The sequence below is a fragment of the Methylobacterium sp. JK268 genome, assembly GCF_054052225.1.
Genome location: NZ_JBSVZN010000012.1, coordinates 111,145 through 132,971, shown reverse-complemented (window position 1 = coordinate 132,971; position 21,827 = coordinate 111,145). Strand labels below are relative to the sequence as shown.

At 73.5% G+C, this 21,827-nt stretch carries 18 protein-coding genes; 3 read left to right on the top strand and 15 right to left on the bottom strand.

Going from position 1 to position 21,827, the window contains the following annotated elements; all coding sequences use genetic code 11:
• Positions 1-87 precede the first annotated feature (87 nt).
• From ACW9J6_RS15160 to ACW9J6_RS15150, 3 genes are all read right to left on the bottom strand, one after another.
• On the bottom strand, positions 88-402 hold the full coding sequence (locus ACW9J6_RS15160; RefSeq protein WP_457117312.1) for a hypothetical protein: 315 nt from the start codon (positions 400-402) through the stop codon (positions 88-90).
• Between the two features lie 109 nt (positions 403-511).
• The gene (locus ACW9J6_RS15155) at positions 512-1,732 is read right to left on the bottom strand and encodes an MFS transporter (protein ID WP_457117311.1); all 1,221 of its coding nucleotides are present in this window, start codon (positions 1,730-1,732) and stop codon (positions 512-514) included.
• Positions 1,733-1,820: 88 nt separating this feature from the next.
• Positions 1,821-2,288 (bottom strand): hypothetical protein, encoded by a 468-nt coding sequence (locus tag ACW9J6_RS15150; protein WP_457117310.1) that lies wholly within the window; start codon positions 2,286-2,288, stop codon positions 1,821-1,823.
• A 217-nt stretch (positions 2,289-2,505) separates the two neighbouring features.
• On the opposite strand from ACW9J6_RS15150, the gene ACW9J6_RS15145 reads away from it, so the two are divergent.
• Positions 2,506-3,435: a hypothetical protein gene (locus tag ACW9J6_RS15145; protein ID WP_457117309.1), complete on the top strand. Its 930-nt coding sequence runs from the start codon at positions 2,506-2,508 to the stop codon at positions 3,433-3,435.
• Between the two features lie 79 nt (positions 3,436-3,514).
• On the opposite strand, the gene ACW9J6_RS15140 is transcribed toward ACW9J6_RS15145, so the two are convergent.
• On the bottom strand, positions 3,515-5,029 hold the full coding sequence (locus ACW9J6_RS15140; RefSeq protein WP_457117308.1) for a Do family serine endopeptidase: 1,515 nt from the start codon (positions 5,027-5,029) through the stop codon (positions 3,515-3,517).
• A 245-nt stretch (positions 5,030-5,274) separates the two neighbouring features.
• Here ACW9J6_RS15140 and ACW9J6_RS15135 point away from each other — a divergent pair, with 245 nt between their 5' ends.
• Positions 5,275-5,904, top strand: coding sequence for a LysE family translocator (locus ACW9J6_RS15135; RefSeq protein WP_457117307.1), 630 nt, complete (start codon positions 5,275-5,277; stop codon positions 5,902-5,904).
• 95 nt (positions 5,905-5,999) lie between these two features.
• On the top strand, positions 6,000-6,254 hold the full coding sequence (locus tag ACW9J6_RS15130) for a hypothetical protein (RefSeq protein ID WP_457117306.1): 255 nt from the start codon (positions 6,000-6,002) through the stop codon (positions 6,252-6,254).
• A 94-nt stretch (positions 6,255-6,348) separates the two neighbouring features.
• Here the strand turns inward: ACW9J6_RS15130 and ACW9J6_RS15125 are convergent, their stop codons facing one another.
• From ACW9J6_RS15125 to ACW9J6_RS15075, 11 genes are all read right to left on the bottom strand, one after another.
• Positions 6,349-6,672 carry a YnfA family protein gene (locus ACW9J6_RS15125; protein WP_457117305.1) on the bottom strand — a complete coding sequence of 108 codons (324 nt, stop codon included), beginning with the start codon at positions 6,670-6,672 and terminating at the stop codon, positions 6,349-6,351.
• Between the two features lie 83 nt (positions 6,673-6,755).
• Positions 6,756-8,141: an LLM class flavin-dependent oxidoreductase gene (locus tag ACW9J6_RS15120; RefSeq protein ID WP_457117304.1), complete on the bottom strand. Its 1,386-nt coding sequence runs from the start codon at positions 8,139-8,141 to the stop codon at positions 6,756-6,758.
• Complete coding sequence (locus ACW9J6_RS15115; RefSeq protein WP_457117303.1) at positions 8,138-9,223, bottom strand: ABC transporter substrate-binding protein; 1,086 nt, start codon at positions 9,221-9,223, stop codon at positions 8,138-8,140. The genes ACW9J6_RS15120 and ACW9J6_RS15115 overlap by 4 nt, the downstream gene beginning before the upstream one ends.
• A 30-nt stretch (positions 9,224-9,253) precedes the next feature.
• Complete coding sequence (locus ACW9J6_RS15110) at positions 9,254-9,991, bottom strand: ABC transporter ATP-binding protein (protein ID WP_457117302.1); 738 nt, start codon at positions 9,989-9,991, stop codon at positions 9,254-9,256.
• On the bottom strand, positions 9,988-10,842 hold the full coding sequence (locus ACW9J6_RS15105; protein ID WP_457117301.1) for an ABC transporter permease: 855 nt from the start codon (positions 10,840-10,842) through the stop codon (positions 9,988-9,990). Before ACW9J6_RS15105 ends, ACW9J6_RS15110 begins: the two co-directional genes overlap by 4 nt.
• A 206-nt stretch (positions 10,843-11,048) precedes the next feature.
• The gene (locus ACW9J6_RS15100) at positions 11,049-14,174 is read right to left on the bottom strand and encodes an AAA family ATPase (RefSeq protein WP_457117300.1); all 3,126 of its coding nucleotides are present in this window, start codon (positions 14,172-14,174) and stop codon (positions 11,049-11,051) included.
• A gap of 112 nt (positions 14,175-14,286) precedes the next feature.
• Positions 14,287-15,588: a cytochrome P450 gene (locus ACW9J6_RS15095; protein WP_457117299.1), complete on the bottom strand. Its 1,302-nt coding sequence runs from the start codon at positions 15,586-15,588 to the stop codon at positions 14,287-14,289.
• Between the two features lie 288 nt (positions 15,589-15,876).
• Complete coding sequence (locus tag ACW9J6_RS15090) at positions 15,877-16,599, bottom strand: DUF2459 domain-containing protein (RefSeq protein ID WP_457117298.1); 723 nt, start codon at positions 16,597-16,599, stop codon at positions 15,877-15,879.
• 9 nt (positions 16,600-16,608) lie between these two features.
• Positions 16,609-19,320 carry a valine--tRNA ligase gene (locus ACW9J6_RS15085; RefSeq protein ID WP_457117297.1) on the bottom strand — a complete coding sequence of 904 codons (2,712 nt, stop codon included), beginning with the start codon at positions 19,318-19,320 and terminating at the stop codon, positions 16,609-16,611.
• 186 nt (positions 19,321-19,506) lie between these two features.
• On the bottom strand, positions 19,507-20,049 hold the full coding sequence (locus tag ACW9J6_RS15080; protein ID WP_457117296.1) for a PopZ family protein: 543 nt from the start codon (positions 20,047-20,049) through the stop codon (positions 19,507-19,509).
• Positions 20,050-20,225: 176 nt separating this feature from the next.
• Positions 20,226-21,617, bottom strand: coding sequence for a TolC family outer membrane protein (locus ACW9J6_RS15075; RefSeq protein ID WP_457117295.1), 1,392 nt, complete (start codon positions 21,615-21,617; stop codon positions 20,226-20,228).
• Positions 21,618-21,827: the final 210 nt, after the last annotated feature.

The following is a 21,827-nucleotide window of genomic DNA, read 5'->3' as shown; positions in this document are numbered from 1 at the left end:
CTAAGGACAGTGAAGCCGGACGACGCGCACGGAAACGGCGGCCGGGACGAGCCCGGCCGCCGCATCCATGATCCGGCTTCGTGCCGATCAGTAATCGTAATCCTCGTAGCCGTACCCGTAGGCCGGAGCGCGGTAGGCGAGCCGGCCGTAATAGCCGTTGCGGCGGGCCGCGTCGGCCGCGATGGCGCCGGCCGCGAGACCCGCGACGCCCAGGCCGACCGCCGCGCCCGTCGAGAGCCCGCGACGCTCGTGACGGTAGCCGTAGCCGCCCGCGTAGGGCCGGCCCTGGAAGCCGCGACCGTAGCCATAGCCGTAGCCGTCCCGGGCCTGCGCCGGGGCGCTGGCGGTCACGACGGTGCCGAGCGACAGCACGGCGGCGGACAGAAGCGCGATCTTGCGCATGGTGTCTCCTCGCAATCGTTCCGATTCTGGCAGAACAACGGGCGAGGCGGCGGTGGGGTTCCCCGTTTCGCTCAGTCGAGGAATTCGCGCCGGTCGCTCAGGTCTTTGTTCATCGCCCGTTCACCGTCCGATCCACTTCGGGATCGCCCTGCGGCAGGGGCCCCTGCACGGGCCGCGAGAGGCGCCAGGCGGTGGCGAGACCGAGCGCCAGGATCGTGGCCGCGCAGAGCGCCAGGGCCCCGAACTGGCCGAGGGCGGTGAGCCCGGCGCCCACCACCGCGACCCCGAGCGCCTGCCCGCAGAAGAACGAGAAGGCGTGAAGCGACACCGCCGAGGCGCGCGCCCCGGGCGCCACCTCGGTCACCTGCACCTGATAGGTGTTGTGCAGCATGTAGTAGCCGAGCCCGAGCGCGACGAGCGCCGCCGCGTCGAGCGTCCAGGCACCCGCGAGGCCGACGGTCAGGAGGGCGGCGCCCGCCACCGCCCCGCCCACCGCGAGCATCCGGGTCTGGCCGAGGAAGCGCAGGAGGAGGCCGACGAGGAGCGCGTAGAGCAGGCCCCCGGCGGCGAAACCCGCGAGCACCAGCCCGGCCTCCCGCGGCCCGCCCTCGCCGCGGGCCTCGAGCAGGTGGGCGAGGTGCGGGAAGATCCCGAAGATCGCGATGCCCTCGACGAAGACCGCCCCGAACAGCACCCGGGCCCGCGGATTGGCCAGGATCGCCCGGTAGCGCGTCAGGGCGGGGGCGACAGCGAAGCGCCCGCCGGCCGCGCTCAGGGCGGGCGCGAAGCCCAGCAGCACGGCCGCGCAGCCCGCCGCCGCCACGCCGGCCGCGAGGCCGAACACGCCGCGCCAGCCGATCAGCCCTTCGACCAGCCCCGACACCGTGGAGCCCATGAGCTGGCCCAGGATCACCGCTACGAGGAAGCGGCCGATCGCCACCTGCCGCCGCTCCAGGGGAATGCGGTCGCCCATCATGGCGAGCGCCAGCGGGATCACCCCGCCGGCGGCCGCCCCCGCGACCACCCGCAGCCCGAACAGCATCCGGATGTCCGTGGCCGCGAGGCTCGCCGCCAGCGCGAGGGTCAGGATGGTGAGGCAGCCGACCACCACCCGCTCCTTGCCCAGCGCGTCGCCCACCGGCCCGAGGACCGGCTGGATCAGCGCGTAGGGCAGCGCGAAGGCCGTGGAGAGGAGCGCCACCGTGGCGGGCGGGCTCGCGAAATCCCGCGCCAGCACGCCGACCAGCGGTTCGACCGTGCGCCCCGCGAAGGTGCTGGCGAAGCCCCCCGCGGCGAGGACGAGGATCAGCCGGGACGTGCCGTCGCTCACGCGGCAGGTCCCGGGGCGGCGGTGGACGAAAGCGGCATGGGACGAGCGCTACAGCATTTTCGTCCGGCGGGAAATCGCCCCACGGGGGTCAGGCGGCAGGCCGATGCGGGCGGGCCCGGGCGGCGACGCGGCGCAGGAGGCAGCTCGTCCGGAACTCCCCGGCGGGCTCGGCCGAGCAGGTGATCGCGACCGGCCCGGCCCGCCCGGCCTGCGCGCCGCCCGCGCGCCGCGCGGCCGCGTGCAGCGCCAGGGCGAGGGCCTCGGCCTCCTCCGGGCGGGCCCCGGCGAGCGCCCGGGCGGCGAGACCCACCAGCACGAAGGTGTACCGGTTCGGCTCGGCGAAGCGCGAGCGCAGGATCACCCGGCCCGGCGCGCGGCAATCGAGGAGCATCAGGTCGGCATCCGCCGCCCCGAACGCCACGGTGGCGCCGCTGCGGCCCGCGATCGCCGCACCCGTCACGGTCACGAACCGGCCGGCCAGCGCCGCGCAGGGATCCGCGCGGGCCGGGGAGAGGGTCCCGAGCCCGGCGAGGACGGCAAGCAAGATCAACCGCATGGCATCCTCCGGCGACGGACACCGACCCTGGGGCCGGCCGCGCGGCCCGGTCAAGCCGCCGCCGGGGCGGGCCGCCGTGCCCGCTATCCCCAACCACCGCGCCCACTCCGTCATCGCTACTGACGCTTTCTCCATCCCGCCTCGCGCATAGTGCGGCGCGGTGGGCGGTGCCGCCAAAGGGCGCTGCCGCCTGAGGGGCGGCCGGGACGGGACGGGCGTGGGAAACAGGATCGGACGCAGCCTCCTCGGTCTCGCCGCGCTCCTCGCGGTGGTGAGCCCGTTCGTGCTGATCCTGCTCCTCGACCCCCGGATCGGGCTCCTCGCCCGGCGAACGGCGCCGGAGCCCGCTCCGGCCGTGCAGGCCCCCGCTCCGTCTCCGGCGCAAGAGCCCGGCAGAGAGCCGGCGCAAGAGCCTGCCAGAGAGGCGGTTCCGTCCTGCCCTCCCTGCGACGAGGCGCGGACCCGCCGCTCGGCCGAGCCGCCGGAGCGGGCCTCCGGGGCGCTCGCAGAGCCTCCGCCGCTGCGTCCCGCCCTCGCGCCCTCCCCGGCTGCGGGCGGGATCGCGACCCCGGACATCGCGGCCGAGCGCCGGACCCAACGCGCGCGCCTCCTCGGCTTCGTGGCCCATCCGGACCGCGTCTCGGGCTCCGCCGCGTGGCTCGACGTGATCGGCCTCGGCTTCACGGCGCCGCGGCCGGCCGAGGCGCGGGCGTACCGGCCCCTCGCGGTCGACCTCGCGGAGGCGCCCGACCGGGCCGTCCTCCTCCTGAGCGAGCAGCCCCTGGCCGTCACCCTGACGACGCGGCCCGCGGACCGCGCGGGCGCGCTGGGGCTCGATTCCCTCGCCGCCTTCGACCTGCCGGAGGGCCGGCCCGACCTGCTGGCGGGGTTCCGCAGCGCCGCCTTCGGGGCGGCCGAGGTGGCGCCGCTCCTGCCCCCGTCCCGGTTCGGCCGCGAGACGCTGCGGGGCTTCTGCGGCGCCCTGAGGCTCTGGGCGGGGCGCTACGGGCTCGGCCTGGAGCGGCTGCGCTACACCCTGTTCGAGAATGCCGGGCAGATCCGCCTCGACGGCCACCGCATCCGCTCGGACGGGACCGCCCGCGGCCGGGTCTCGGGCCGGCGCCTCGCGCGGATCTGCCGGTTCTGAACCCGCGGGATCCCGCACGACGAAAAAGGGGCCGGCCCCTCGCGGAGCCGGCCCCTCGGTTCACGACCGTCCGGAGGGATCAGCCGTTCTTGCTCGGGAGGGCGACGGCGACGAAGCGCGTGCCCTTCTCGCTCTTCACCCGCATCAGCACCGCCTTGCGGCCGTCATGCTCGGCGGCGCGGACCCGGGCCTGCACGTCCGAGACCGAGGAGACCGGCTGGCCGCCGATATCCAGGATCACGTCGCCCGGCTCGATGCCCTTGGCCGCCGCCGGGCCGTCCGGATCGACGTTCACGACCGCCACGCCCTCGTGGCCGGCACCGACCGCGTCGGCCGGGGCGAGGCCGAGGCCGAGCCGCGGCTGCGCGTCCAGGCTGCGGCTCCCCTCCTCGCGGGAGGCGACCTTGGTGTCGTTCGGCAGGGCCGCGAGTTCCACCGTGGCGGTGTCGGCCTTGCCGCCGCGCAGGTAGGACAGCTGCACCTTGGTGCCGGGCTTCATCGCGGCGATCCGGCGCGACAGCTCGCGGGCATCCGCGACCGGATCGCCGTTCACCGCCTCGACCACGTCGCCGGACTTCAGGCCCGCCTTGGCGGCCGGGGTGCCGTCCTGGGCGTTGGCGACGAGGGCGCCCTTGGTCTTGTCGAGGCCGAGGCTCTCGGCGATGTCCCTGGTGACCGGCTGGATCTGGAGGCCGAGATAGCCGCGGGCGACCTTGCCGTCCGTGCGCAGCTGGTCGACCACCGCCTGCACGGTCTCGGAGGGGATCGCGAAGGCGAGGCCCACGTTGCCGCCGGAGGGCGACGCGATGGCGGTGTTCACGCCCACGACCTCGCCCGAGACGTTGAAGGTCGGCCCGCCCGAATTGCCCTTGTTGATGGGCGCGTCGATCTGCAGGAAGTCGTCGTAGGGGCCGGCGCCGATGTCGCGGCCGCGGGCCGAGACGATGCCGGCCGTGACCGTGCCGCCGAGCCCGAACGGGTTGCCGATCGCCACCACCCAGTCGCCGACCTGCGGCGCGCCGTGGGCGAGCTTCACGTAGGGGAAGGAGCCGTTGCCCTCCGTGACCTTCAGGAGCGCGAGGTCGGTCTTGGGGTCGGTGCCGACGACCTTGGCGTCGAGGCTGCGGCCGTCGTCGAGGGTGACCTCCACGGACTTGGCGTTCTCGACCACGTGGTTGTTGGTGACCACGTAGCCGTCGGGCGTGATGAAGAAGCCCGACCCCTGCGCGGCGCGCCCGCCCTCGCGGTGCGGCCGGTTCGGCGCGCCGTTCTCGCCGAAGCGGCGGAAGAACTCGCGCAGCTGCGGGGGCACGTTCTGGGCGCTCGGGCCGCCCTCGTTCTCGTCGGCCGCATCGTCCTTGAGCTTGACCTTCACCGAGACCACGCCGGGCTTCACCCGGTTGACGATCGGCGCGAAGCTGCCCGGCGGGTGCTCGGGGGCGGTGATCGGGGTCTGCGGCAGGGCCTGGGCGAGGGCGGGGGTGCTCGGCGGCAGGAAGGCGGTGCCGAGCGCGCCGGTCGCCACCAGGGTCACGGCGGCCACGGAGGTCAGCGCCTTGCGGTGGAAGCGGGAGGCGGGAACGGGCTGGGTCATGGGACGGACATCCTCCGGACGGGTGGGAGGCCGCGGCGGGGCGCGGCCCTGATTGGATGGCGTCACTCTGGGGGACCGGCCCTGACCTGCCGGTGGCGATCAGATTACGGATTGGTCAGGTGGCGGCGGTCGTCCGGCGGGGTGGCTCCTACGGGTCGGGACGCCAGCGGTCCGATGGTTCCAGGGACTGCTGGCGACCCGAGGCGGAGGTTGCAGCGACGCGAGGGAAGCGGCACTGTCCGGCGATGAGCCTGCACGCCTACCTCCTGTTCGTCGCCTCATCCATCATTCTGGTCCTCGTACCGGGGCCGGACATGGCCTACATGCTCACCCGTACCGTTGCGCAGGGTCGGCGGGCAGGGAGCATGGCCGCTCTCGGGATCAACGCGGGCGCCTACCTGCATCTCGCTGCGGCGGTTGTCGGCCTGTCTGCGCTGCTGCTTGCGTCAGCGACGGCGTTCACGATCGTGAAGTGGGCCGGAGCGGCCTACCTCTGCTCCGTCGGCATCCGCGCGCTTATGAGCCGCGAGGCGATGACGAACCTGACGGGGAGTGAGATCGCCGGGCGAAGCCTGCGAGCGATCTTCTGGCAGGGCTTCTGGAGCGATGTGCTCAATCCGAAGGTGGCGATCTTCTACGTTGCGCTGCTGCCGCAGTTCATCGACGTGCAGGCCGGGCACGTCACGGCCCAACTCGTCCTGCTCGGCGTCACGGCGAACATGCTCGCGATTGGCATCAACCTCGGTCTCGTCGCGGGAGCGGCGCAGCTCACGGGTCGTCTTCGTCGCAACGCGCGCATCGCCCTGTGGCTTCAGCGGGCCATGGGCGCGCTCTTCATCGGCCTGGGGGCTCGGCTCGCCGCGCAGAAGGCGTAATCACGCCAGCGGCGGCGTTTCACCCATCCCAGCCGTTTCGACCGCGCTTTTTCAAGGTGTGGCTCGGCCGAGACGACACAGCCTGGAGACCCTCAGTGCTGGAATGGCTGCGCCGAACCCTGACTCGGCAAGTTGCTGGCGATCTGCGTGAGTCCGAAGAGCGCCTGTCGCAGCAGTTATATCTGATGGAGCGGCGTCTTGCCGAGGCCGAGCAAGTGCTCATAAGGCATGGTCTTCAGATCGCTCGGATTGATGGTCGTACATCGATCCAAAGACAAGGTCTCTCGATTCCGCGCGAAAGCGATCAGGGCGGGGGCGTGGGAACGGGACCGAAGCGAACCGATCTCTGATGCTGTTCTAGAGCATTTTCCGACGAACCGGTACCCACTTCGTCGGAAAATGCTCCATCGGGCGAAGTCGGAAGGTCCACCTCCACCCCACCCCCTACCGGTGCGGGCCGAGCAGGATCACGGCACTGCCGGCGAGGCACAGCGCCGCCCCGCCGAGATCCGCCGCGTCCGGCCGCTGGCCCTCCACGGCCCAGAGCCAGAGGAGCGAGGCCGCGATGTAGATCCCGCCATAGGCCGCGTAGGCCCGGCCCGCCGCGGCGCTGTCGACCCGCGTCAGCAGCACGGCGAACAGGACCAGGCAGGCGAGGCCGGGCGCGAGCCAGAGCGGCGAGCGCCCGAGGCGCAGCCAGGACCAGACCGCGAAGCAGCCGGCGATCTCGGCGAGGGCCGCCAGGGCGTAGGCCAGAAGGGTCGTCATACCCGCCCCTTCCCACGCCCCGCGCGGCGGGCCAAGCGGGCGGGCCAAGCGGGCGGCCCGATCGCGCGCCCGGCGCGGCCGGATCAGGCGGTGTCCCTCCGTCCCGGTCCGGCGGCCCGGCTCCGCCAGGCACCGTGATCCGGGCGGGTCAGCCCGAGATTGTCCCGGAGCGTGGTGCCCTCGTAGGCGGTGCGAAACACTCCGCGCCGCTGCAGCACCGGCACGACGAGGCGGACGAAATCCTCGAACCCCCCGGGCTGATGCGGCGCCGCCAGGGTGAAGCCGTCCGCCGCGCCCTCGCGGAACCAGTGCTCCATCCGGTCGGCGACGTCGTCGGGGGTGCCGACGAAGTCGCCCTCGTAGCGGCTGCCGTAGTGGCGGCCGAGCTCGCGCAGGGTCAGCCCGGTCTTGACCGTCCGCTCGCGGACCTCCTGGTAATGGCCCTGCACGCCCGGGACGTCGACATCGGGCAGGGGCGCGTCGAGCGGGAACGCGCTGAGATCCACGTCGAGGTGATAGGCGAGCGTGGAGAGCCCGGCATGGGGATCGACGAGACTGCGCAGAAGGCGGCTCTTCTCCTCGGCGATCGCGCGGGTCTCGCCCACGAGCGGCGTCGCCGAAGGGAGGATCTTGAGCGCGTCCGGGTGCCGTCCGTGGCGGACGGCGCGCTCCTTCATCTCCGCGTAGAAGGCCCGGGCGCTGTCGAAGGAATCGTGGCTGACGAAGATCACGTCGGCCCATTGCGCCGCGAAGGCGCGGCCGCGCTCGGAGGCCCCGGCCTGGATGATCACCGGGTAGCCCTGGGGGGGCCGCGGCACGTTGAGCGGGCCGCGCACGCTGAACCATTCGCCCGCGTGATCGATCGCCCGCACCTTCCCGGGATCCGCGAAGAGCGGCGTCGCGCGGTCGAGGACCAGAGCCGCGTCCTCCCAGCTGTCCCAGAGCTTGAACACGACCTCCAGGAATTCGTCCGCGCGGTCGTAGCGCTTCGCCCGCGGCACCTGCTGCGCCTTCGAGAAGTTCTTCGCCTCGGCATCCTGGAACGACGTCACCACGTTCCAGGCGGCGCGGCCGCCGCTGAGGTGGTCGAGCGTCGCGAGGGAGCGCGCCACCTCGAAGGGCTCGTAGTGGCTGGTCGAGCGCGTCGAGGCGAGCCCGAGGTGGCGCGTGGCGGCCGCCATGATGGTCAGCACGATGACGGGGTCGAGCCGCAGGGAGCCCAGCGCCCCGTAGCGCAGCTGCGAGTCCGTGCTGCCCTGGTAGCGGTCGGGCACGGCCAGGATGTCGGCGAAGAAGGCCATGTCGAACAGGCCCCGCTCCAGCGTGGCGGCGATGCGGGCGTAGTAGGCGGCATCGAGCCAGCCGTCCTCGGAGGCCGGATAGCGCCAGCCGCCCGGCCGGCCGGGACCGGCCGTCACGAAGGCGGCCAGCCTCATCCTGGGGTCGGTGGACCGGATCGGCGGGCTCATGCGGCGAGCTCCCCGGCGACGGCGGCGCGGATCGGGTCGAAGGCCCGCGACAGGAGGAAGCCCGAGAGGTCGGCCGTGTCCGGGAGGACGCCCAGCGTCCGGAAGGTGTCGGCCATCTCCTGGGTCGCGCGCGCGGCCGCCTCGCCGACCGGTGCCAGCGCGATCGCGGTCGATTCCGACAGGCGGGCATCGACGATGAGCTTCCGGTAGACCCCCTCCTCGACGCTTCCCGGGGCGAAGCCGCCCTGGGCGGCCCAGAGCGCGACGGCCCCGTCCGGATCCGCCGCGATGGCGCGCTGGGTGTCGCGGATGAGGCGCACGAGCCGCGCCGCGGTCTCGGCGTGGCGATCGGCGAAGGCCTTGCTGGCGACGTAGAAGGCGTAATCGTAGGTTCCGACGGCGGACAGGGTGCGGCCGCGGGGACCGAGCTTGGCGAGGGCGAGTCCGGTCGCCGGCTGCCAGTGGATCCACGCATCGACGCTGCCCTGGGCGAGCGCCGTGTAGGCGTCGGCGCCGCTCAGGCTGATCGCCTCGATGTCGCCCAGGCGGAGCCCGGCCGTATCCAGGTACTTGATCAGGCTGTAGGTGCCGGTCGTCCCGTTCTGGTGCGCCACCTTTCGGCCCCTGAGATCGGCCGCGCCCCGGATCGGCGAATCCGCCAGGACCACGACGTCGACCTCGTTCACCGGGAGCGGGAAGGCCGCGAGCGGGGCGATGTCCACGCCCGCGATGACCGCGTTCACCACGGCGGTCGCGGTCGCGAAGGTGAAATCGATCCCGCCCGCCCGCACCGCTTCCATGACCGGGAGCGAGGCCGTGAAGCCGGGCTGCCAGACCGGCCTGCTGCCCAGGTCGCGGGCGATCTGGGCCGCGCGCGGACCCGCGCGCATCGAGGCCCAGATCCCGGTCAGGCCGTCCCCGATCACCGCGATGCGGATCTCGGCCGGACCGCGCCCCGCGGGCGACGCGCCGTGCGACGGTGCGGACAGAGCCGCGCAGGCGAGCCCCGCCACGCCCGCGGCGAGCGCCCCCCGCCGGGTCGGGCGCGGATGGCCGGGGGATGCGCCGATGATCGTTGGCACGGGAGGACTTCCTTTCCTGGGGTCGGAGCGTCAGGCGGCCGCGTCGAGGAGCCCGGCGAGCAGGCTCTCCCGCAGGGCGACGAGGGTCGGGTCGGCCCGATGGCGCGGATGGGCCGCCGAGATCGGCTCGATCCGCGCGATGCCGCCGCGATCGAGCACGAGCACGCGGTCCGAGAGCAGCAGCGCCTCCTCGACGTCGTGGGTCACCAGGACCACGGTGCGCGGGCGCTTCGCCAGCATCTCGCGCAGCAGCACCTGCATCGCCGCGCGCGTGATCGCGTCCAGGGCGCCGAAGGGCTCGTCGAGGAGCAGGAGGTCGGGCTCGTGGATCAGGGCCCGGGCGAGCGCGACGCGCTGGCGCTGGCCGCCGGAGAGCGCGACCGGATAATCGTGCGCGCGGCCGTGCAGGCCCACGGCGGCCAGCAGGTCGATGGCCGCCTCCCGCCGGTCCGGCACCCCGAGGAGGACGTTCGAGAGCACGTCGCGCCAGGGCAGCAGCCGGTCCTCCTGGAACATCAGCCGCGCCTCCGGCGGCCCCGCGCCCGCGCGCAGCGCGACGGTCCCGGCCGTGGGCGCGTCGAGCCCCGCGAGGAGGCGCAGCAGCGTCGACTTGCCCGCCCCGCTCGGCCCGATCAGGGAGACGAATTCGCCGGGCGCGATCGTCAGCTCGATGCCGTCCAGGACCCGCCGGGGGCCGAAGCTGCGTCCGATGCCCCGCAGATGCACCGCCGCGCCGGCGGGATTCGGCCGGCCCCCGCGCGCGTTCACCGGCGCGCCCCGGAGGCGTAGTGCGGATGCCAGTGCAGGAGGCGCCGCTCCGCGGCCCGGGCCAGGGCATCCGTCAGCCAGCCGGCGAAGGCGTAGAGGACGATCGCCAGCACGATGACGTCGGTGCGCAGCAATTCGCGCGCGTTCTGGACGAGGTAGCCGATGCCGTCGCGCGAGGCGATCGTCTCTCCCACGACGAGGGTGAGCCACGCCACGCCGAGCCCGTAGCGCAGGCCCGTGAGGATCGGCTGCAGGGCGCCCGGCAGGATGATGCTGCGCACCCGCTCGACGCGTCCCAGCCCGTAGGAACGGCCGAGCTCTATGAGCTTCGGGTCGACGTTCCGGATGCCCGCGACGGTGTTGACGTAGACGGGGAACATCGATCCCATCGCCACGAGAAGCACCCGCGGCGTCTCGCCGATGCCGAACCAGAGGATCATCAGCGGCACGAGGGCCAGATGCGGAACGGTCCGGACCATCTGCAGCGAGCGGTCGAGCAGCCCGTCGGCGAGCGCCGAGAGGGCGACGAGGAAGCCGAGGGCAAGGCCGGTCGTGGCCCCGAGCCCGAAGCCGACCACAACCCGCCGCACGCTGACCAGGATGTCGTGACCGAGCGTGCCCCGCGTCGCGAGGCGCCAGCCGGTCCACCACACGTCGAGCGGCGCCGGGAGGACCCGGGGCGAGACGACGCCCGCGCTGGAGAGCCCCTGCCAGAGGGCGATCAGCGCAACCGGCGCAATCCAGGGCAGGACGACGCGGATCGCCGTGGCGGCTCGGCGCTGCGCCGCGAGCCCGGAGGCCGGCCGCGCCGCGCCATCCCGCGTGCCGGCGCGCGCCTTCTGCAACACCATGTCCACTGTGCTGATCGAGCCCCTGGCACAGGTTCTTCATCTGCAAGTTTGCTCATATCCGCAAAGTCTGCCGAGCGTAAGTTCGAATCCCGGCCGCGGAATGATTTTGCTATATCGTTCTTACTTTGCGTATCTGGATAGATCGACGTTTCTTGCAATGCGCTGATCGGGGAAGGATCGTGCGATGGCGTGATGATCGCCCGGCCTCACGCCGGCCGAGCGCGCTCCGCTGGCGAGGGCGAGGGGGCGCCCAGCAGCAGCGCCCGCACGCGGGTCCGCCCCGCCGGCCCGGCCGCCGCCAGGGCCGCAAGATCCGCCTCCGCCCGCGCCGCGAAGAGCCCCGCCCCCATCGCGCGGGCCACCGCCGCCGCCTCGCGCAGCCAAGCCTCCGGGGTCGTCTCGGCCGCCTCCTCCGCCGCCAGGGCGCAGAGCCCGCGCAGGCGCAGCAGCACCGGCCGGAAGATCGTCTGGCGGGTCGCATCGATCTCGTCGAGGGCGACGCGGACCTGGTCCAGCGCCGGATGCGGGTCCCCGCAGAGCAGCAGCGCCTCCGCGGCGAGTCCCCGCAGCTGCGGCAGGCCGAGCCGCGTGCGGGTCGCCGCGTCCGCGATGTCGGCGAGGATCTCGGCGGCACGGTCCGGCCGCTCGGGTCCGGCCGCCGCCCAGGCCAGGAAGACCTTGCAGTGCAGGCCCCAGGCCGCGATCCCGTGGCGGCGGCAATAGGCGAAGCCCTCCTGCGCCACCGACCGGGTCTTCGCGCGGTCGCCGCGGTAATGGTGGACGTAGGCCGCCGCCGCGAAGGCCCAGCCGATGCTGGCCGGATGACCGAGACCCTGGGCGTCGCGCAGGTTCGCCTTCGTCACCGCCAGCGCCTCGGGCACCCGCCCCTGCACGCACAGGACCACGCCCTCGAAGCCGGCCGCGCCGATCTGGCAATCCGCCCCGAAGATCGGCGCGAGACCGCGATGGGGGTCGGGCCGGTAGAGGCGGCGGATCTCGCCGAAATGCCCGAGCGCCTCGGCGAGACCGCCGCGGAAGAACTCCACGTAGCCGAGCATGCGGTGGGCTTGGCAGCGATGGATCGGGTCGCCGTCGCGCCCGGCGAGCGCCAGGGCCTCGCGGGCGGTGGCCGCGGCCGCGTCGGAGCGGGCCGCGAAATGGTGGCCCGAGAACACCCCCCACAGGAGGGCGACGCGCTCCTCCGGATCGGCGAGATGCGCCGCGAGCCCGTGCGCCCGCGCATAGGCCGCCACCGTGTCGCCGTGGGCGGGACCCTTGGCCACGTAGCTCGCCTGGGCGAGGCCGAGATGGAGCCGCGCCGCGAGCGCGCATTCCCCGCCGCCCTCCACCTGGGCGAGGTCGTCCAGACCGGCCTGGAAATGCTGGATCGCCTCCGCATTGGCGAAGCGCGCCGCCGCCCGCTGGCCCGCCCGAAGGGAGGCGGCGGCGGCCCGCGCGAAGGCCCGCGCGCCCCGCAGGTGGAGGGCGAGGGTCTCGGGCTCCGTCTCGGCGAGGTCCGGGCAATCCTGCTCGATCACCGCGGCGATGCGGCCGTGCAGGGCGCGGCGGCTCGCCCGCAGCTGGCTCGCATAGGCGGCGTCCTGCACCAGGGCGTGCTTGAACAGGTAGGTGGTGCTCTCCCCCTCGGTCCGCTCCAGGAGCAGGCCGGCCTGCACGATCTCCGCCAGGGCGGCGGCGAGATCCTCCTCCGGGCGCTCGGTGACGCGCCGCAGCAGGTCGCGGGAGAAGGAACGGCCCAGCGTCGCCCCGACCTGGGCCACCGGCTTGGCGCTGCCGAGCCGGTCGAGCCGCGCCATGATGATGTCCTGGAGGGTCGAGGGGACCTGCGGGCCCTCCGGCGCGCCGCGCGGCGCCGCGCCCGGGCCGGCCCCGTCCCGCTCCTCCAGCACGGCGCTGGTGAGCTCCTCGATGAAGAGCGGGATGCCGTCCGCCCGGGCCACGATGGCGCGCCGCTCGGCGGGCGCGAGCGGCCGGTCCTGGGCCACGCCGCACACCACCGCCTCGGCCTCGTCCGGGGAGAGGCCCGCCAGCGTCACCGCCCGCACGCCCTCCGCCTCCGCCCAGGGCGGCCGGTATTCGGGCCGGGCGGTGACGAGGACGAGCAGCCGCCGCGCCGCGAGGATCGCCTCGCCCTCGCCCGTGACCGGCCGGAGACGGCCCATGACGAGGCGCGCCAGCTCCTCGGTCGAGGGGTCGGCCCACTGCGCGTCCTCGACCACCATCACCACGGGCCAGCGCGCGCAGAGGCCGATGATCTCGTCGGCGAGGAGCGCGAGCGTCGCGGCCTTGCGCTGGTCGGCGGTCAGCTCCGGCGGCGGCCCGTCGAGGGACACGGAGAGCAGGTCCGCAAGGAGCGGCGCGCCCCCCTCCCGGCGCTCGGGCGCGAGCAGCCGTTCCAGCTTCTCCCGGCGGCCGGCCGGCGGATCCTCCGGCGACAGCCGGGCGATGCGCCGCAGATGCCCGAGGAGCGGGTAGAAGGGGCTGTGGGTGTGGCGCGGCGAGCAGTGGAGCGCGATGCGGACGATCCCCGCCTCCGCCTGCGTGCCGGTCCAGGCCCGCAACAGGGCCGACTTGCCGATCCCCGGCTCGCCGCGCACCAGCACCACCTGCCCGCATCCCTGCTGCGCCCGCTCCCAGCAGCCGGTCAGGAGGGCGAGTTCCGCCTCGCGCCCGACATGGGCGGGGCCGCTGCGGCGCGCATCCGCGCGGGCTGCGTCGACGCGCTCGCCCTCCACCCGCCACAGCACCACCTCCTCGCCGATCCCCTTGAGGTCGTGGGGGCCGAGATCGGTGAGGTCGAACAGGGCGCCGAGCAGCCGGCGGGACGCGTCCGCGATCACCAGCGTGCCCGGCGCGGCCGCCGCCTGGATGCGCGCGGCGAGGTTGGGCACCTGCCCCACCACCCCGGCGCTGCCCGCACGGGGCATGTCCTCGACCACCGCGAGGCCGGTCGCGAGGCCGATGCGGACCTGCATCCGGTCGTCCCGCTCCCGCGCGGCGGCGGCGGGCGGGGCGTCGAGGTCGGGCAGCCGCCGCAGGATCTCCAGCCCCGCCCGGACCGCGGCCTCCGCCGAATCCTCCTCGGCCAGGGGGAAGCCGAAATAGATGACGATGCCGTCGCCCTGGAACTGCGCGACGGTTCCCCCGTGGCGCTCCACGATCCCGGCGCAGAGGCGCTGATAGGCCTGCAGCACCTCGCGCAGGTCCTCCGGGTCGAGGCGCGCGGCCAGAGCCGTCGAATCGACGAGGTCGCAGAACATCACGGTGAGCTGCCGACGCTCGGGCGCGGCCGGGCTGGGCCGTCCCGACATCAGGTCCCGCCCCGCCCCGCGACGACACCCCACCGCCCCGCCGCCGTCACGCTCGACGCTCCCATCACGCTCGCGCCGCGCCGACGGGCGCGGCAACACAGGGACGATCATCCTACCCGGTCCCGTCGCTCCTGGCGAAGCGTCCCACCGTCAGGGCTCCCGCCGGCGCCGCCACGTTGAGCGAGAAGCGGCGGCGCGACCAGGTCGGGCGCTCGGCCAGCGTCCAGTCGTAGTCGCGCACCAGCGCGGTGGCAAACCGCCGCGCCGTCGCGAAGGCGAGGTCCTTGCCCGGGCAGGTGCGGTCCTGCGGTTCCACGCGCGCGTGCTCCAGGCCGCGGGGCCAGATCAGCGGGCGCGCGCCGGTCGCCGGGTCCAGGAACCGGTCGGGATCGAAGACCTCCGCGCGCGGCACGTGGACCGGGTCGTTCTGCGCGAAGGGGATCACGCCCATCACGAGTTCACCCTCGCGGATCGCGAACCGGGAGGTCTCCCCGTCGAGGACACGGTTCCGCGTGGCGCGCCCGAACACGAAGAACACCGGCGGGTGCAGGCGCAGGGTCTCGCGGATGACGCGGTCGAGGACCGGCGTGGCGCCGCCGGCCCGCGCCTCGCGGCGGACCGCCTCCCGCCACGCGGGATGGAGGGTGAGTTCGCCGACGAGGGACTTCATCAGGTTCTGGAGGCCGAGGAAGCTGTTCATCCCGCACAGGAAGGTCAGCTGCTTGGCCAGGGCCTCGCGGTCGTGCAGGCCCTCGTCCCGCGCCATCGCGACGATGTCGGAGGTCGCGAGCGCCCCCCGCACCGCGCCGAGGAGCCGGTCATAGGCGTCGAGCGAGCGCGCATAGGTCGAGGCCGGCAGGAACCGCGTGATGGCCGTGAAGCGCTGCGTGAAGATGTTGTTGTAGACGACGCGCACGTCGGCCGGGTCGATCTCGGCGCCGACGAGCCAGCGGAACACGAAGGCCGCGACGAGGTCCTCGATCCCGTCCGCGAAGGAGAAGCGGGGCGTCGCCTCCCAGCGGGCCGCCTGCGCCGCGAAGGCCGCGTCGAAGGTGGCCGGCAGGCTCGTCGCACGGGCCTTGAGGAGGTTCAGGTAGAGGCGCTTGTAGCCGTCATGGGCCTCGCCGTGGCCGAAGACGCTCGGCGGCACGTGGCCGACGAGGGGCAGCGGCGGCACCGCCCAGCCGAACCCGTAATCCTGGATCAGGTCGGCGTCCCCGAACAGGGCGGCGATCCCGGTCTGGTCGAGCACCGCCACGGTCGGCTTGAACAGGTTGACCTTGAACACCGTGCTGCGGTGGCGGGCGCGCCGCCGGGCGAAGAATCGCTCCCAGCCGCTCACGAACAGGAAGTCGATCGTGTCGACCAGCGTCTTGAGCAGCGGAGGGCCGTAGGAGCCCGGAACCTGTCGCATGGATGTGCCCCCCGGAATGAAGCTCACGGATCGCGCTGCGCTCGGGATCTTTCGGGGTCTCGGGCCGGGCCTCCGGGCGCAGGAGCGCCCCGCGGCCGGAGACCCGGCCTCCTCATCGGTGATGTGTTCTGACTGCAGCGTCTTTCCAGCCTGCCCGCCCTGTCAAGGGAGAGCGGCCGGAAATTCTGCCAGGATACTGTTTTTCGGGCGGGAAAGGCTCCGGGTTTGCGGATCTCGACTGGAGCCCTTCAAGACGAAGGATGTTCCCCGCCGCGGCGTAGCGCGGGATCAGCGCGCGCGCTCCTGGCGGGCGAGGTCGAGGAGGAGGCCGTCCGGCAGGGTGTCGAGCACGGGCAGGACCGGCAGGCCGGCCGCGTTGAGGAGGTCGCCCGTCCAGTGGTTGCAGACGTGAAGCAAGCTGAAGCGCCCCTCCGCCTCGTAGAACAGGCTCGGCCCGTAGAGGCCCGGTCCCGCCTCGATGGGGCGGCCGTCGCGCAGGCGCACGCTGCGGCCGAGCGCGGCGGCGAGTCGCGCGAATCCCTCCGGCGATAGGCGCAGCCGCAGGATGCGGGCCGCGGGGAAGCGCGAAGCCGGCTCACCGTCGATCCCGACCACGTGGAGCACCGCCGGTCGGCCCCCCGGGGTGAACAGGGCCGCGAGGGCGAGCCGCCCATCGAGCGCCCCGAGCGTCGGCACCTGCCGGTAGAAGCCCGCATCGCCCCAGCCGATCTCCAGCGCCTCGTAGGCGCGGAAGCGCTCGCTGATGCCGAGGAGACCCCCGGCGCCCGCCGCCGCGGCGGCCCGCGCCAGGGTCTCGCGGGGCAGGACGAGGCCCGAATGCCAGCCATTGGCCACGAGGTGCACGGTGACGGCGTCCTCCCCCCGCGGCGGGAAGAGGGCCGGGTCGCCGGGGCGAGCCGTGGCGGCGACGAGGAGGGCCAGGGCGGCCAGGAGGAGCGCGAGGGCGAGGCCGGCGCGGCGCAGGCCGGACCGCTTCGCCCGCGCCCGCATCTGCGTCCCCTACCCCTCCAGCCGCGCCAGGGCCTCGCGCACCTTGGCGAGGCGCTCGACCGCCGCCTCGCGGCGCTCGCGCTGCTCCTCGACCACCTCCTCGGGGGCGCGGGCCAGGAAGTCGGCATTGCCGAGCTTGGCGTCGATCTTCCCGATCTCGCCCTCGAGCTTGCCGGCCTCCTTGCGCAGGCGCACCACCTCGGCGGCGAGGTCGACCACGCCCTCCAGCGGCAGGGCCGCCACCTCGCCGCGCACCAGGAGCTGGACCGACTTGGCCGGGCTCTGGGCCGCGACCTCGATCGTGCTGACCCGGCCCAGGCGCCGGATCGTCTCGCCCCAGCGGCCGAGCCGCGCCCGCACCGCCTCGCCCGGCGCCACCAGCACCAGCGGGATCTGGGCGCCGGCCGGCACGTTCGTCTCCGAGCGCGCCGAGCGGATCTCCGAGACGAGGTCCACCACCCAGCCGATCTCGGCCTCGGCCTCCGGCCGGGCGAGCGCGGCGAGGTCGGGCCAGCGGGCCATCGCCAGGAGCCCGCGGTCGAGCCCCGCCTCACGGCCCTTGGTCGCCCAGAGCTCCTCGGTGAGGAAGGGCATGAAGGGGTGGAGGAGGACGCAGATCTGGTCGATCAGGAAGGCCACCGTGGCCCGGGTCTCGTCCTGGACCGGGCCGGCCGCCCCCTGCAGCACCGGCTTGGCGAGCTCCAGGTACCAGTCGCAGAACACGTTCCAGACGAAGCGGTAGGCCGCCTGGGCGGCGTCGTTGAACCGGAAGGCGTCGAGGGCCGCCGTCACCTCGGCCACCGCGCGGGCGGCCTCGCCGAGCGCCCAGGCGTTCAGGGTCTCGCGCGCGGCCTCGGGCCGGAAATCCGGGTCGAGCCGGCAGCCGTTCATCTCGGCGAAGCGGGCCGCGTTCCACAGCTTGGTGGCGAAGTTCCGATAGCCCTCAACGCGTTGCACGGAGAGCTTGATGTCCCGCCCCTGCGCCGCCATGGCGGCCAGGGTGAAGCGCAGGGCGTCGGCGCCGTAGCGGTCGACGAGGTCGAGGGGATCGACCACGTTGCCCTTGGACTTCGACATCTTGGCGCCCTTCTCGTCGCGGACGAGGGCGTGGATGTAGACGGTCCGGAACGGCACCTCGTCCATCGCGTGAAGGCCGAGCATCATCATCCTGGCGACCCAGAAGAAAATGATGTCGAAGCCCGTCACCAGGGTGCTGGTCGGGTAGTAGCGGGCGAGCTCCGGCGTCGCCTCCGGCCAGCCCAGCGTCGAGAAGGGCCACAGGCCCGACGAGAACCACGTGTCGAGCACGTCCTCGTCGCGGCGCAGGGCCACCGGGCGGCCGTGATGGGCGGCGGCCTTCTCCAGGGCCTCCTCCTCGCTGCCCGCCACGAAGACGGTGCCCTCGGGGTCGTACCAGGCCGGGATCTGGTGGCCCCACCAGAGCTGGCGCGAGATGCACCAGGGCTCGATGTTCTCCAGCCACTGGAAGTAGGTCTTCTCGTAGGTCTCGGGCACGAAACGGGTGCGGCCGTCGCGCACCGCCTGCATGGCCCGGTCGGCGAGCGGCTTGACGTCCACGTACCACTGGTCGGTGAGGTAGGGCTCGATGACCACGCCCGAGCGGTCGCCGTGCGGCACCGCGTGGGTGTTGGGCTCGATCGCGACCAGCCGTCCGCGCGCCTCCATCAGGGCGACCACGGCCTTGCGGGCCTCGGCCCGGTCGAGGCCGTGCAGGGCGAGCGCCTCGGCCTCGGGGGCCGCATCCGCCAGGAAGGCGTCGTTCCCGTCGAGGCTTATGCGCGCTTCCTCATCCAGGATGTTGATCAGCGGCAGCCCGTGACGGCGCCCGACCTCGAAGTCGTTGAAGTCGTGGGCCGGGGTGATCTTGACGGCGCCGGTGCCCTTCTCGGGGTCGGAGTAGTCGTCCGCCACGATCGGGATCAGCCGGCCGACCAGGGGCAGGCGCACGCGCTGGCCCACCAGGGCGCGGTAGCGCTCGTCCTCCGGATGCACGGCCACGGCGGTGTCGCCCAGCATGGTCTCGGGCCGGGTCGTCGCCACCGTGATGGTCTCGCCCGTCTCCTGCCCGGCCGCGTCCACCACCGGGTAGGCGAAGTGCCAGAGGTGGCCCTTCACCTCGACCTGCTGCACCTCGAGGTCCGAGATCGCGGTCTGGAAGCGCGGGTCCCAGTTCACCAGGCGCTTGTCGCGGTAGATCAAGCCCTTGGCGTGCAGGTCGACGAAGACCTTGATCACCGCCTTCGACAGGCCCTCGTCGAGGGTGAAGCGCTCGCGCGACCAGTCGCAGGAGGCGCCGAGCCGCTTGAGCTGGTTGACGATGGTGCCGCCCGATTCCGCCTTCCACTCCCAGACCCGGCGCACGAACTCGGCGCGCCCGAGCGTGCGCCGGTCGGGCTGCTGGTGCTCCATCAGCCGGCGCTCGACCACCATCTGGGTGGCGATGCCGGCGTGGTCGGTGCCGGGCTGCCAGAGCACGTCCCTCCCCCGGAGGCGCTCGAAGCGGGCGAGGACGTCCTGGAGGGTGTTGTTGAGGGCGTGCCCCATATGCAGCGATCCCGTCACGTTCGGCGGCGGGATCATGATGCTGTAGGGGGCGGCGTCGGCGCGCTCGGGCCGGCCGGCCCGGAAGGCCTGCGCCTCCTCCCACTGGGCGGCGATGCGCGCCTCGACGGCGGCGGGATCGAAGGTCTTGTCCATCATGACGGGGCCACCCGCGCCGGGGCGCACCCGCCCGGCAGAGGGGCCCGGCGCACCGGCGACAACGCATCGGAAATCGAGACGGGGCCGGGCCCGCACGGGCGGCCGGCCCCCTGAAGGATGCGCTTTCAACCGAACGGGGGCGTCCCGTCAACTCTCGGCCGCGGCGCGCCGCGCCGGCGGGTTCCCTCAGCGCCCGCGGGCGACGCGCTCGATCTCGGCCCGCACCAGCCGCTCGACCAGCGAGGGCAGGTTGTCGTCGAGCCAGGACTTCAGCATCGGCCGCAGCATGTCCTGGACGAGATCCTCCAGGGTGCGGGCGTTGTTGGTCAGGACCGTGTGGGCCAGGAGGTTGAAGGCCTGGCTGACGCTGGCGTCGGTGTCCCGGGAGATCAGCCGCTCGGCCGCCTGCGGCGGCGCGGCGGGCGGGGCCGGGGGCGCCTCGGCCTGCGGGGCGGTGGCGGCGGCCCTCGGCGGCGGCGGGGGCTCGATCTCGATCGCGTCGAAGTCGATCGGATCGTCCTTGAAGTCGATCTCCGGCTCCTCCTCGAGCGGCGGCTTGCGCAGGGGCTCGGCCACCTCGGCGAGGTCGAGGATGCTCGCCGCGTCCTCGGCGGGATCCGGATCGTCGTCGGGCACGGGGGTGGGCCGGGCCGCCGGGCCGCTCGCGGCCTCGGCCTCCTTCTGGTCGTCGGCGATGATGCGGCGAATGGAGGCAAGGATCTCCTCCATCGAGGGCTCCTGCGCCTTGTCCTGCGTCCTGGGGCTCGCTGCGCTCATCGACTCAACGCTCGGGAGGGAGGTCGGGCCGGCCGGCCCGGCATCAGTATTTCACGTCCGGTCCCGGGCACAAGCGAGCGGTCATCCCGCCCGCAGGAGTGTCCACCGGTGTGACGTGGGCGCCATGATCAGCGGCCGTCCGGGGTCCGCACCCCGTACCAGAGATCCTTGACCTGATCGAAATGCACCTTGGAGCTGTACTGGGTGACCGGCACACCGATGAAGTCGGTGGTGAGCCGGCCGATCGCCTGCACGACCTGGTAGGAGCTGATCACGCGGTCGCGCTGGGCGGCGATCAGGTTCACGCGGGCCGAGAGCAGTTCCTGCTGCGCGTTCAGGACGTCGAGGGTGGTGCGCTGGCCGACGCGCGCCTCCTCGCGCACGCCGTTGAGCGCCACCTCGTTGGCCTGGACCTGCGCCTGCTGGGCGATGACGCGGGCCTTGGCGGCGTCGAGCAGGCCCCAGGCGCTGACGATGGCGGCCCGCACCTGGTCGCGGTAGGTCTCGACCAGGATGCGCGCCTGGCCGACCTGCTCCTTGGCCTGCCGGATCGTCGCGTACTCGCTGCCGCCCTGGTAGAGCGGCACGGAGAGCTGGGCGGTGACGGCGCCCTGGACGTACTCCGTATGGGCGAATTGCTGGTCGAACAGCTTCTGGACGGTGCCGGCGACGCTCACCCGCGGGTAGAGCGCGGCCTCGGCGATCTTCACCTGCGCCTCGGCGGAATCGACCGAGTGGAGCGCCGAGAGGATCTGCGGGTGCTCGCGCAGGCCGATGTCGAGGGACGCCGCCAGCGTGCCGGGCACGTAGCGGTCGAGGGGGCGGCCCGGGGCGAGCTGGCGCGGCTCGACGCCCACGACCTGGCGGTAGACGGCGATGTCGGCGCGCAGGGTCGATTCGGCGACGCTGACCTGCGAGCGGGCGCCGGCGAGCCGCGCCTCGGCCTGCGCCACGTCGGTGCGGGTGACCTCGCCGACGTTGAAGCGGTCGCGAGTCTGGCGCAGCTGCTCTTCCAGAACCTCGACGTTGTTGCGGTTGAGTTCGAGCGTCGCCGTGTCGGCGAGCACGTTCATGTAGGCCTGCGCGGCGTTGAACAGCACCGTCATCTCGGTGTTGCGCAGGCCCTCGCGGCCTCCCAGCACCTGCGATTCCGCCTGCCGGGTCTGGTTGTCGGTGAGGAAGCCGTTGAAGATGGTCTGGTTGACGGTCAGGCCGGCGCTGCCCGGGACGAGGGTCTGGTTGATGCGCACCCCGGCCTGCCGCCCGTCGATGTTCTGCACGCCGATCGCGGCCGTGCCGGACACGGTCGGCCGGTAGCCACCCACCACCCGGGCGACGTTCTCGTCGGTCGCGCGCTGCCCGGCCCGCTGCGCATTGAGCGTCGGGTTGCCCACATAGGATCGCGCGAGGGCGCTCTCCAGGGTCTCGGCGGCGGCGGTCCGCACGACCATCGCCATGGCGAGGCCGAGGAGGCCGCCGAGCCGAAGCCCGCGATACGCCCGAGTTGCAAAGTCGGTCACGCTGAACTCACCTTTGACGATGGCCATCCCGTGCCGCACGCGGGAACGCTTCGGTCGGGTATCAACATCGCCCACCTCGGGCTAAACCTTAGCTGAATGGGGCACCCGCGGCACTGCCCGGCGGCCGCAGGTGGCCGGTTTGACCGCTGGTGGCGCATAAAAGCGACACTTGACGGGGCGGAGCGCGGTCGCGCGCCGGCCAGGGACCTC

Bases quoted from the DNA above. Each gene is read 5' to 3' on its own strand.
- ACW9J6_RS15105 (WP_457117301.1), bottom strand. From the start codon at position 10,842: ATGGTGTTGCAGAAGGCGCGCGCCGGCACGCGGGATGGCGCGGCGCGG.
- ACW9J6_RS15140 (WP_457117308.1), bottom strand. From the start codon at position 5,029: ATGACCCAGCCCGTTCCCGCCTCCCGCTTCCACCGCAAGGCGCTGACC.
- ACW9J6_RS15100 (WP_457117300.1), bottom strand. From the start codon at position 14,174: ATGTCGGGACGGCCCAGCCCGGCCGCGCCCGAGCGTCGGCAGCTCACC.
- ACW9J6_RS15095 (WP_457117299.1), bottom strand. From the start codon at position 15,588: ATGCGACAGGTTCCGGGCTCCTACGGCCCTCCGCTGCTCAAGACGCTG.
- ACW9J6_RS15125 (WP_457117305.1), bottom strand. From the start codon at position 6,672: ATGACGACCCTTCTGGCCTACGCCCTGGCGGCCCTCGCCGAGATCGCC.
- ACW9J6_RS15160 (WP_457117312.1), bottom strand. From the start codon at position 402: ATGCGCAAGATCGCGCTTCTGTCCGCCGCCGTGCTGTCGCTCGGCACC.
- ACW9J6_RS15120 (WP_457117304.1), bottom strand. From the start codon at position 8,141: ATGAGCCCGCCGATCCGGTCCACCGACCCCAGGATGAGGCTGGCCGCC.
- ACW9J6_RS15090 (WP_457117298.1), bottom strand. From the start codon at position 16,599: ATGCGGGCGCGGGCGAAGCGGTCCGGCCTGCGCCGCGCCGGCCTCGCC.
- ACW9J6_RS15150 (WP_457117310.1), bottom strand. From the start codon at position 2,288: ATGCGGTTGATCTTGCTTGCCGTCCTCGCCGGGCTCGGGACCCTCTCC.
- ACW9J6_RS15085 (WP_457117297.1), bottom strand. From the start codon at position 19,320: ATGATGGACAAGACCTTCGATCCCGCCGCCGTCGAGGCGCGCATCGCC.
- ACW9J6_RS15135 (WP_457117307.1), top strand. From the start codon at position 5,275: ATGAGCCTGCACGCCTACCTCCTGTTCGTCGCCTCATCCATCATTCTG.
- ACW9J6_RS15080 (WP_457117296.1), bottom strand. From the start codon at position 20,049: ATGGAGGAGATCCTTGCCTCCATTCGCCGCATCATCGCCGACGACCAG.